At 72.4% G+C, this 11,164-nt stretch carries 8 protein-coding genes; 4 read left to right on the top strand and 4 right to left on the bottom strand.

Annotated elements, in window-relative coordinates; genetic code table 11:
* Positions 1 to 492 (top strand): cellulose binding domain-containing protein (locus ABZT47_RS05700; RefSeq protein ID WP_354836554.1); only part of this gene is annotated, 492 nt, incomplete at its 5' end.
* Positions 493 to 596: 104 nt separating this feature from the next.
* Here the strand turns inward: ABZT47_RS05700 and ABZT47_RS05695 are convergent.
* Positions 597 to 1,439 (bottom strand): SAM-dependent methyltransferase, encoded by an 843-nt coding sequence (locus ABZT47_RS05695; protein ID WP_354836552.1) that lies wholly within the window; start codon positions 1,437 to 1,439, stop codon positions 597 to 599.
* Positions 1,440 to 1,727: 288 nt separating this feature from the next.
* Between ABZT47_RS05695 and ABZT47_RS05690 the strand changes: the two genes are divergently transcribed.
* Positions 1,728 to 2,930: a hypothetical protein gene (locus ABZT47_RS05690; RefSeq protein WP_354836550.1), complete on the top strand. Its 1,203-nt coding sequence runs from the start codon at positions 1,728 to 1,730 to the stop codon at positions 2,928 to 2,930.
* Between the two features lie 92 nt (positions 2,931 to 3,022).
* On the opposite strand, the gene ABZT47_RS05685 is transcribed toward ABZT47_RS05690, so the two are convergent.
* Entirely contained in the window at positions 3,023 to 5,095 is a 2,073-nt protein-coding gene (locus tag ABZT47_RS05685) for an alpha-galactosidase (protein ID WP_354836548.1), read from the bottom strand.
* Positions 5,096 to 5,133: 38 nt separating this feature from the next.
* Entirely contained in the window at positions 5,134 to 6,183 is a 1,050-nt protein-coding gene (locus tag ABZT47_RS05680) for a LacI family DNA-binding transcriptional regulator (RefSeq protein ID WP_354836546.1), read from the bottom strand.
* A 360-nt stretch (positions 6,184 to 6,543) separates the two neighbouring features.
* On the opposite strand from ABZT47_RS05680, the gene ABZT47_RS05675 reads away from it, so the two are divergent.
* On the top strand, positions 6,544 to 7,764 hold the full coding sequence (locus ABZT47_RS05675) for a serine hydrolase domain-containing protein (protein ID WP_354836544.1): 1,221 nt from the start codon (positions 6,544 to 6,546) through the stop codon (positions 7,762 to 7,764).
* A gap of 67 nt (positions 7,765 to 7,831) precedes the next feature.
* Here ABZT47_RS05675 and ABZT47_RS05670 read toward each other — a convergent pair whose 3' ends face one another.
* Entirely contained in the window at positions 7,832 to 9,334 is a 1,503-nt protein-coding gene (locus ABZT47_RS05670; protein ID WP_354836542.1) for a helicase HerA-like domain-containing protein, read from the bottom strand.
* Between the two features lie 279 nt (positions 9,335 to 9,613).
* Here ABZT47_RS05670 and ABZT47_RS05665 point away from each other — a divergent pair, with 279 nt between their 5' ends.
* Complete coding sequence (locus tag ABZT47_RS05665; protein ID WP_354836540.1) at positions 9,614 to 11,092, top strand: hypothetical protein; 1,479 nt, start codon at positions 9,614 to 9,616, stop codon at positions 11,090 to 11,092.
* The last annotated feature ends 72 nt before the right edge of the window (positions 11,093 to 11,164 follow it).

The following is an 11,164-nucleotide window of genomic DNA, read 5'->3' as shown; positions in this document are numbered from 1 at the left end:
ATCACCGACAAATACTCCTGGCGCTCCGGCGACACCCCCCTGCTCTTCGACGGCAACTTCAACAAAAAGCAGGCCTACACCTCCGTCCTCGACGCCCTGAACGCGGCCGGCCCGGGCCCCTCGCCGACGCCGACCCCGACTCCCACGGTGACCCCCACCCCGAACCCGACTCCCACGCCGACGCCCACGCCGGTTCCCGGGGCGTGCTCGGCGACGATGGAGACGACCAACAGCTGGGGCGGCGGGTTCCAGTCGACGGTGACCGTGCGGGCGGGGACCTCGGCGGTCAACGGGTGGACCGTGCGGTGGACCTGGCCGGGCGGGCAGAGCATCAGCAGCCTGTGGAACGGCACGCAGACCGTGTCGGGCTCCAGCGTGACGGTGAAGAACGCCGCCTACAACGGGTCCATCCCGGCGAACGGGTCCACGACCTTCGGCTTCACCGCCAACGGCACCGCGGCCACCCCGACCGCCACCTGCACCAGCCCCTGATCCGCTGAAGGGCGCCCCGCCCGGGCGCCCTCACGCAGGAGGGGCGTGCCCGGCGGTGCGGCGGAATCCTGTTCCGCCGCACCGCGGGGCACGGGCGGCCGGCTTCAGGGCTTGGTCGCGACGCCGCCGTAGGCCCAGGCGTGGCCGCCGCCCGGGATGTGGTCGTGCCGCTCGCTCTGGTCCGGCCGCCACCGCACCACCTCCACCAGGCCAGGGTCGACCAGGTCCCAGCCCTGGAAGAACCGCAGCACATCGGCGTGGGTGCGCGGCACCATCGGCGCGGTGCTCTTGTCGTAGGGCTTGGTGAACTCCTCCTGCCGCACGTGGGGCGCGAAGTCGAGCGTGATGTGCGACAGCAGCAGGCGGCTCCCCGGGCACACGGCGGCCTTGTACCGTTCGACCGTTTCGTACGGGCTTTCCTCGTCGGTGACGAAGTGCAGGACGCCCGCCAGGATGACGGCCACCGGACGGTCGAAATCGATCACGTTCGTCACGTCGGGGTGGGAGAGGATCGCCTCGGGCTGCCGCAGGTCGGCCTCGATCACCTTGGTGACCCCCGTCGGGCTGCCGGTCATCAGGGCGCGGCCGTGGATCAGCACGATCGGGTCGTTGTCCACGTAGACCACGCGCGCGTCGGGATCGGACTCCTGCGCGATCTCATGAGTGTTGCCCTGGGTGGGAATGCCGGCCCCGATGTCGATGAACTGCGAGATGCCCGCCTCCGCGGCGAGGTGGCGCACCGTCCGGCGCAGGAAGGCGCGGTGGGCGCGCACGCCCTCGCGCGTGCCGGGCGAGACCTTGACGAGGTTCTCGGCCGCCTCGCGGTCGGCCGCGTAGTTGTCCTTGCCGCCGAGCAGGTAGTCGTAGATGCGGGCAGGGTGCGCGACCGCGGTGTTGATCCGCTTGAGGGCATGCTCGGCCGGCGTGGGGGCCGTCAGATCCGGCATTCCTGCTCCTGTCGTCATGCGGCGCTGGGGGAAGTGGGGGCTTGACATGGGGCGAATACCGCCTTAGACCGTCATGTTAGCGATCACACTCAGAGAACGCCACGAAAACCACGTGATGCGCCGGCCCCGGGCGGTCACCCGGCCTCGCCGTCCGGCGCCCGGCTTCCTGTGACGCGAGACCGGCGGCCGCCGACGCCGCACGACGTGCGTGACACGGCCCCCACCCCAGGAGGACAGCATGCACGGGCCACCCGCCTTCTCGGCCGGCGACGGACGGGCGAAGCGGAAATGAACGGCACAGCCGGAGAGGACGGCACTCTGGTCGTGGACGCGGGCACCGTCGTGCGTCCGGTCACCCGGGTAGGGTCGGGCACCCTGTACGGGCTCTCCGACGCGAGCACCCCGCCGGTGTCGATCATGCGGCCGCTGAGGCTCCACCGGCTCCGGCAGCCGCCGCCGCTGCACCAGCACCGGCCGAACGGCTCTCCGGTCCCGGTCGGCGACACGCTGGTCATCGCGGCCAGCGCCGAGGCCATCGGCGCCGCGATCACCGTCGACATGGCCGACAGCTTCGACGGCTTCCCGTACTGCTGGACGAGCTGGGACGACTGGTACGGCCGGATCGACGAGATGATCGCCGCGGCCACGTCCGCGGGAGTCGCCGGCATCGACGCCTGGGAGCCGTGGAACGAGCCGGACTGGACCTGGCCCTCGGAGGCGGGCGTCCCCTTCGAGGAGGGATGGGTCCGCACCTACCGGCGGATCCGGCGCAGCGCGCCGAACCAGGCCATCATGGGCCCGAGCTTCTCGCGGTGGGACCTCGACTGGATGCGGTCCTTCCTGACCGCCGCCAAGGCGGCCGGCGCCCTGCCTCAGGTGGTGTCCTGGCACGAACTGAACGGGTGGGAGCGGGTCACCGGCGACGTCCGGGCCTACCGGGCGCTGGAGCGCGAGCTCGGCATCGCGCCGCGGCCCATCTCGATCAACGAGTACGCCGCGACCGGTGAGATCGACGTGCCCGCCAGCGTGAACCACTACGTGGCGCAGTTCGAGCGGGAGGGCGTGCGCGACGCACAGCGGGCGTTCTGGTACGAGCCGGGCACGCTCAACGGGCTGCTGCACGACGGCCGGCCGACGGCGTCGTACTGGATGTACAAGTGGTACGCCGACCAGACCGGGAACATCGTGAAGGTCACCCCGGCCGCCTCCAACGACGGCGTGGCCGCCTACGACGCGGCCGGGCGCACCTTCAGCCTGGTCTTCGCGGGCCGGTCGGGCGACTCCTCGATCCGGGTGGACGGCATCGGCGGCCTGGGCCCCTCGGTCACCGCCACGCTCGAGTCCGTCCCGGGCTCGGGGCGCACGGCGAACGTGGCCGGGGCGACCCGGCTGTGGTCCGGCGCCCGCACCCTCGCCCACGGCGGCGTCACCATCACGATCGCCGGCCAGGACGCCACCGGCGCCTACCGGCTGGTCCTCACCCCGGCGTGAGCCGCCCCCCCGACACCGGGTCCGCGCCGAGCGGTACGCGCGAGGCCGAGGAGCACCCTCACGGGCGCCGGCGGTCCGCCCGCGCGCGGGCGCTATTCGCGGATCAGGTGGACCATGGCGCTGGCGTAGTCCCCGGGAGCCAGGTCCGGGAACAGGCCGTGGCTCAGCAGCACGGCGCCGTGGTGGATCCGGCCGGTGGCCGCGTCCCGGTAGCGGGCCCCCGGGTCCAGGTCGCGCAGCGGGATGCCCGGCTCCGCGTGGCCGAAGCGACGGGCCCGCCGGAAGGCGAGGAAGGCGACCTGCGCGCCGTCGCGGGCGAGGTACTGCACGGCCGACAGCTCGCCGTCCGGCGGCAGCAGGCGGTACTGGCGGCCGTGCTGCACGATCGGGCGGATCCGCTTGTAGGCCGCGACCAGCTCGGCGGCCCGTGCCAGCTCCGCTTCGCTCCAGTCGGTCAAGGTGCCGCCGACGCCGAGCACGCCGGCCATGGCGACATGGAAGCGGAAGTCGAGCGGGACCTCCCGTCCCGTGTAGGGATTGGGGCTGTCGGTGACCCACGCGCCCATGACGCGCGCCGGGTAGAGCTGGGAGAAGCCGTGCTGGATCTCCAGCCGGTCCAGGGCGTCGGTGTTGTCGGAGGTCCACACCTGGTCCGTACGCCGCAGGATGCCGAGGTCCACCCGGCCGCCGCCGCTGCTGCACGACTCGACCCGAACATGGGGATGCCCGGCCCGGAGCCGGTCGAGGACGTCGTACAGGGCGTGGACGTGGCCGGTCCACAGCCGCTCGTCCGGACCGGCCTCGGTGAAGGGGCGGTTCATGTCCCACTTCAGGAAGTCGATGTCGTTCTTGGCGAGCAGCTCGTCCAGGGTCCGGTGCAGCCAGTCGGCGACCTGCGGCCTGCTGAGGTCGAGCACGAGCTGGTTGCGGTGCTCGGTCCGGGTGCGGTGCGGCCGGTGGACGACCCAGTCGGGGTGGGCGCGGTACAGGTCGCTGTCGGGGTTGACCATCTCCGGCTCCACCCACAGGCCGAACCGCATGCCGAGCTCGTGCACCCGGTCGATCAGCGGAGCGAGCCCGTCGGGGAAGCGGCGCGGGTTGGGACGCCAGTCGCCGAGCCCGGCGGCGTCGTGGGTGCGGGCGCCGAACCAGCCGTCGTCCATCACGAACAGCTCCACGCCCATGCGGGCGGCCAGTTCGGCGAGCCGGGTCTGGCCTTCCAGCGAGACCTCGAAGCCCGTGGCCTCCCAGGAGTTGTAGAGCACGGGCCGGGTCTCGCCGGGATGCGGCAGGACGTGCCGGAGCTGGTGGTCGTGCCACGCGCGGCCGGCGGCGCCGAAGCCTCCCTCGGCGTACAGGCCCGCGCACACCGGCGTGACCAGCTCCTCACCGGTCCCGAGCTCGAAGGTCACCGGGTCGTGGCCCGCGCCGGCCGACAGCGTCACCCGCTCGGCCGGCAGCCGCTGGGCGGTCAGCCGCCAGCTCCCGCTCCAGGCCAGCGCGCAGGAGTAGACGGCGCCGTGCTCCTCGCCCGCCGTGCCGTCGTCGACCATCGCCCAGGGATTGGCCTGGTGGCTGGTCACCCCTCGTCGGCTGGTCAGCACGGTCTCGCCGTACGGCAGGCCGGCCCGGTGCAGGCGGGTCTCCGCGCCCCACTGGCCGCGCACGGAGCTGAGCCGGTAGTCGTTGAGGCGGGGGAGCACCCAGGTGGCCGAGTCGGCCCGCACGACGGTGACCGGCTCGCCCGCGTTGCGCACGACCAGGTGGCGTTCGATGACGTCGCTGTCGTCGTACAGGCGGTAGTGGCACTCGACGGCGAGCGGGTAGTGACGGTCGGCGTACGCCAGCACCAGCTCACGATCGGTGCGGTGGTGTCCGGTGTGGACGAGCTCCAGGTCGCGCGTGCCGTCGGCGAATCGCACCCGCAGGCCCGCGTCCCCGTAGCTCAGGCCGCCGGCCGCGGCCAGGTCGCAGGTGCCCTCGGCGGAGTCCTCCACGGGGCGGAACGGCGGCTCGGGCGGCAGCAGCGAGGCCGCCTGCTCGGCGGTGAGCCGGCGTCCCCAGTGCAGCACCCGCGGTCTGTCGGCGTCGTCGAGACGCACGACATAGGAGCAGGACGGTCCAGACAGCACCCACAGGCGTCGTTCGGCATCGTGGTGGATCATCTCGGCCTTTCGATGACGTTCCTCGCGCGTTCCGCGGATCAGGCGGGCGCGGGGCCGCTGCTTTCGCGGACGATGAGCTCGGGCTCGCTCCACGGGGGAACGGCGAGGGCGGTCCGCGGCGCCAGCCTGTGGTGCAGCAGGGCGAAGCAGGCGCGGCCGAGTGCCTCGAAGTCGAGCCGGACGGTGGTGAGCGAAGGGTTGAGGTAGGCCGAGGGCGGGGAGTCGTCGAAGCCGACGACGCTGAGGTCGCCGGGGATGTCGCGGCCGGCCTCGCGCGCGGCGCGCATGACGCCGAGGGCGAGGTCGTCGTTGCCGCACAGGATCGCGGTCACCGAACGGTCGGTCAGCAGCGAGCGCACCGCGAGGAAGCCCGAGCGCGGGGTCCAGCCGCCCTGCAGCGGCTCGGGAAGGGGACGCCCCGCGCCACGGAGGGCGTCCTGCCAGCCGCGGGTGCGCTGGGGGAGCGGGCTGGTGGAGGAGGGGATGGCCACGTAGTGGACGCATCGGTGCCCGAGGCCGAGCAGGTAGCGGGTGGCGTGCGCGGCCGCCGCCCGGTCGTCCAGCCAGACCTGCCAGGGGCCGCCGCCGGAGTCGTCGATGTCATCGATGTCGTCGTCGGCGCGGCGTTCGACGGCGGCGGTCACCGGGACGTCCGGCGGTAGCGCGTGGAGCGCGCGCCGGCCGGCGTCGTCGAAGGCGATGACCATGACCGGCTCGCCGGGCCGGCTCAGCCGCAGGGCGATGTCGCTCTGGGGGGAGTCGCGGTCGAGCACGCTGATGCCCACCGAGAAGCCGGCCGTCCTGGCCGCCTCCTCCATGCCGCGCAGCGTGGCGGCGGCGCCGTAAAGGGCGGTGTCGGAGGTCAGCACGGTGACCGAGCGGACCGGCCCGCCGGCCAGCGCCTGGGCCAGCCGGTTGGGCCGGTAGCCGAGTTCGGCGATGACCTGCTGGACCCTGGCGCGGGTCTCCTCACTGACCCGGGTCTTGCCGTTGATGACCCGGGAGACGGTCTGCTGGGAGACACCGGCCGCCCTGGCGACGTCCCAGATGCTCGCGGACCGGCCGCGAGGAGCGTCCCGCGCTGGCATGTGACCGGTAACCCCCATGGGCTGAAGCCTACTTGATGGCCGTGTCGGCCCCGGTGGCGATTCGCTGCGCCACGGCCCGGCGACGTCATCCGGCCGAGTCTGGAAATAGCGCGTGAGTGAGTGAAAACCCTGCTTTCATAATTAATCACTTACAGCCCTGTTGGTCGGTGATTCGGAGGCATTCGAGGGCGTGGGCGGAGAGGTGAGGAAAGGAAGTGATGGTGAGAGGTGTCCGGGGGTGGAGTGGGGGAGAAAACAGTTTCAGGCGAGCGCGGCGGGCGGGTGTGCTCAGTGGGCTCGCTCGTCTGGCTCGGTGAGTGGGGAATTACGGGGCAGGGGCGTTTATTTAAAGGAGGAAATATGGTCAAGTGGTCAAATGTGGTCCGCTTTGTTGTGATGAGTGGGGCGATCACCGGCGCGGTCATGGGTGTGGCCCCGCCGGTCGGCGCCGCGTCTTCGCAGAGCTCCGTCGCGGGGCGCCTCGGGAGCGATCGCGAGGCCGGCCGGAGATCGGGGCCGCTGGACACCCCGGCGGTGGCGCGCGATGACCAGGTCGTCGGGGAGATGCAGGCGTACCTGGAGGGCCTGGCCGCGAAGCAGCAGTTCACCGGCTCGGCGCTGGTCGTGCGAGATGGCGAGGTGATGGTGCGTTTCGCCGCCGGCGAGGCCGACGAGGAACAGCACATCCCGAACGAGCCGGGTACGGTCTTCCGCATCGCCTCGGTCACCAAGCAGTTCACCTCGATGATCGTGCTGAAGCTGCGCAACCAGGGGCTGCTCGGTCTCGACGACCATGTCTGCCCCTACCTCATCCCGGAATACATCAATGCCTGCCCGAAGGCGTGGCGGCGCATCACGATCCGCGAGATCCTCACCCACACCTCCGGCATCCCCGACATCCAGCTGCTGCCGGACTTCTATGCCAAGCTCTCGGAACCGACCACGACCAGAAGACTCATCAAGCGGTTCCTGCACGAGCCTTTGGACTTCAAGCCCGGCACGAGCTGGGAGTACAGCAATTCCGGCTACATCCTGGCCGGGGCGATCATCCAGAACGTGACCGGCGAGCCGTACGGCACCGTCCTGCGCGACCAGGTCACCGCCCCGCTGAAACTCCGCGACACCGGATACAGCAGGGGAAATCCACCCGACGGATACGCCAAGGGCTACTTCACGCTCGGCTCGCCGGCCCCGCCGATCAGCGGCTCTGAGGCGTTCTCCGCGACGGGCATCTACTCCACCGTCGACGACCTGGTCCGCTGGGACAGGGCGTTCGGCGCGTACAAGATCGCGCCGCCCGCCACCGTCAGGCAGGCTTTCACGCCCCAGGCGCGGTGCCCCGCCGACGGCTGCCTCAACCTGCCGTCGAGCGCGTACGCCTTCGGCTGGCTCGTCGACCGGCTGGAGGGCCACCGGCTCCGGTACCACCCGGGTCTGCTCCAGGGCTACGCGGCGAGCAACATGTACCTGCCCGATGACGACATCGCGGTGGTCGTGCTCAGCAACGTGCAGGACACCGACACCAACGGCATCGCCCGCCATCTCGCCACGATGGCCCTCACGCCCACGGAGTGCGACTGAGCGCGGCCACGCCTTCGGAGCGCGCCCGCCGGAGCCCGACGCGGCGGGCGCGCTCCGGCCTTTCCGCTCAGCGGCGGGTGCGGCGGGCGGTGCCGAAGATGGATCTGGTGATCTCGCGGCCGAGGGCGGAGGCGGCCGAGCGGGCCATTGAGCGGAACTCCTTGGACTCCAGCACGTTCTCGAAGACCGACCGCCGCTCCCGCTCCTTGTCCGGCTCGCGCGGTGCCTCGGGGCCGGACGGCGCCGCGGTCCCGGCGTCCAGCTTCGCGGACAGGATCTCGTAGGCCGACCGGCGGTCGAGCGCCGTGCCGTACTTCTCCCGGAGCGGCGAGGCCGCGATGACCTGCTGGACCACCTCCGGGCTCGACGGCGCCATGAGGGTCTCGGGGGCGCGCAGGCGCGTCCAGGCCACGGGGGTCGGCGCGCCGGTCTCCGACAGGACCGTGACGACGGCCTCGCCGATGCCGAGCCCGGTGAGCAGCCGTTCCAGGTCGTAGGAGGAGGCGGGGAAGGTCGACACGGTGGCCTTGAGCGCCTTGGCGTCCTGCGGGGTGAAGGCGCGCAGGGCGTGCTGCACCCGCGCGCCGAGCTGGCCCAGCACGTCGCCCGGGACGTCCTGCGGCGACTGGGTCACGAAGAACACTCCCACGCCCTTGGACCGGATCAGCCGCACCGTCTGGGTGATCGACCGCAGGAACGCCTTGGACGCGCCGTCGAACAGCAGGTGCGCCTCGTCGAAGAAGAACACCAGCTTCGGCCGGTCGACGTCGCCCACCTCGGGGAGCACGTGGAACAGGTCGGCGAGCAACCACATCAGGAAGGTGGAGAACAGCTGCGGCCGGTCCTGCACGGCGGGCAGTTCGAGCACCGAGACCACCCCGTGGCCGTCCCCCGTCACCCGGAGCAGGTCGCGCACGTCGAACTCCGGCTCGCCGAAGAACGCCTCGGCCCCCTGCGCCTCGAAGTTGGTCAGCGCGCGCAGGATGACGCCCGCCGTCGTCGCCGACAGCCCGCCGATCCCGCTCAACGCCTCCGGAGTGGCGGTCAGGTACCGGATGACCGCGATCAGGTCCTTGAGGTCCAGCAGGGGCATGCCGTTCTTGTCGGCGAAGTAGAAGATCAGCCCGAGGGACGACTCCTGTGTCTCGTTGAGGCCGAGGACCTTGGCGAGCAGGGTCGGCCCGAAGGCCGTCATGGTGCCGCGGATCGGCACACCGGAGCCCAGGCCGCCCAGCGAGAGGAACTCCACCGGACACGCCGCCGGCCGCCAGCTCTGCCCCACCTCGGCGGCACGCGCGGTGAGGCGCCCGGAGGCCGTGCCCGGCGAGGCCAGCCCCGACAGGTCGCCCTTGACGTCGGCGAGGAAGACCGGAACCCCCTGGGCCGAAAGCTGCTCCGCCATGAGCTGGAGCGTCTTGGTCTTCCCCGTTCCCGTCGCCCCGGCCACCAGTCCGTGCCGGTTCAGCATGCTCAGGGAGATCCGGATGCGCTCGGCGGCGTCGGCGGCGCCGTCCTCGCGCACCAGGGCCCCGAGTTCCAGTGCCGGTCCCTGAAGGTCGTACCCCTTCATCAGACCCCCCGATCGCTTTCCGCCGCCCGGGCGACGCGCCGGGCAGCTCCCCACCATGGTGGTACCCATCCCTGGGGCCCGCGTTCGCCTGAGCACGGCATGGCCGCACTCGGCCGGTGATCGGGCCGAGGCCACCGCGGGCGTGGGCGTCCGGCCCGCGTCGGTGTCCTCGCCTCCCCGCAGGGCGGACGCAGGGCGCGCGGTGATCGTCCGGCGGGTGACAAACGCATGACGGCGCCGGTTCGGGCGGTGTTATGCGCCGATCTGTAGAACCGGCGCATGTCGACCACCGAACTTCTCCGGCGGGAGTGGGCCGCGTTCCGCCGCCCCGGCCGCCTGATCGCCTTGGGCGCCGCGGCGCTCGCCGTCATCGCGCTGGCCCTGCTGTCCGCCTCCGGCGTCCAGGTCTCCTGCGCGGGCCCCTGCCCGGCCGTTCCCATCGCCCGCGACGGTTCCCTCGTCGCCGACCGGTTCTGGTTCCTGCACCGCGACCTCGGCCGCGAGGGCGCCATCACGGTGCGGATGACGTCGATGACCGGGACGATCACCTATCCGCCGCCGGACCACGACCAGATCGTGCCCGGTCTGGTGCCGTGGGCCAAGGCCGGGATCATCGTCAAGGACGGCCTGCGGCAGGGCTCGCCGTACGCGGCGCTGCTGATGACAGGGAGCCACGGCGTGCGCTTCCAGTACGACTACGAGCACGACGTCGCCGGCGACGCCGGCGGCGTGTCGGAGCGGTCGCCGCGCTGGCTGCGCCTGACCCGCTCGGGCGACACCATAAGCGGCGCCGAGTCCGCGGACGGCGCGAAGTGGCGCACCGTCGCGACGGCGAGGCTCGACGGGCTGCCGGACACCGTGCAGGTCGGGCTGTTCGCCACCTCGCCGGGCGACCTCACGCTGCGCCCGGTGGGCCTCGGCGGCGCGGTCGAGGAGGTCCGCTTCACCCAGGCCGTCGGCGTCTTCGACCACGTCGCCGTCCAGGGCGGCGCCCCCGGCGCCTGGCACAGCGACGCCGTCGGCGGGATGAACCACACCGACTGGGAGAAGTACCACAACGCATCCGGAGCGGTGGAGAAGGACGGCGTCATCACGGTCTCCGGCACCGGCGACATAGGTCCGGCGAGGGAGGAGGGGGCGCCTATATCCGTCCTGTCCGGCCTGGTCGTCGCACTGATCATCGTGCTGGTGGTCGCGGCGCGCTTCGGCGCCCGCACGGGCCGCGAGGTGGTCTCCCGGCGGGTGCGCGCCGCCCGGGCGGCCCTCGCGGCGGCGGCCGCCTTTCTCACCGGCCTGGTCGGCGTCGGCGTCGCCTTCCCGGCGGGCACGGCGATCCTGCGGGGCAAAGGCGTCCCGGTGCCGGTGCCGACGGACACCGGCATCCAGGTGATCGCCGGCCTCGCCGCGGTGCTCGCGCTGTGCGCCGTGCTCGCGTACGGGCTCGGGGTGTGGCTGCGCCGCGGTTGGGCGGCGATCGTGATCGGGCTGTCGCTGGTCGCGCTGCCCTACGCCGTCACGGCGGTCCCGCTGCTGCCCGACGCGGTCGCGGAGTGGCTGCTGCGGCTCACCCCGGCCGCGGCGTTCGCCGTGCAGCAGACGGTGGCGGAGCATCCGCAGGTGACCGCGCACTACGCGCCGTCGGCCGGGTACTACCCGCTCCCGTGGTGGGCCGGGCTCGCCGTGCTGGTGGCCTACACGGTGATCGCAATGCGGGCGGCCCTAGGCCGGAGACCGGCAGGGGATACCGGCCCGCGATAGAGGACGGTGCCGAGCGGCCGCCCCGCGCACTACTCCGCACCCGGGGACGGCGCCGAGCGGCCGCCCCGGCGC

Source organism: Sphaerisporangium sp. NPDC005289, assembly GCF_040607455.1.
In the GTDB taxonomy this organism is placed as follows: Bacteria; Actinomycetota; Actinomycetes; order Streptosporangiales; family Streptosporangiaceae; genus Sphaerisporangium; species Sphaerisporangium rhizosphaerae.
Note: the sequence above shows the minus strand (reverse complement) of the source record. Positions and strands in the feature narration are given on the sequence as shown.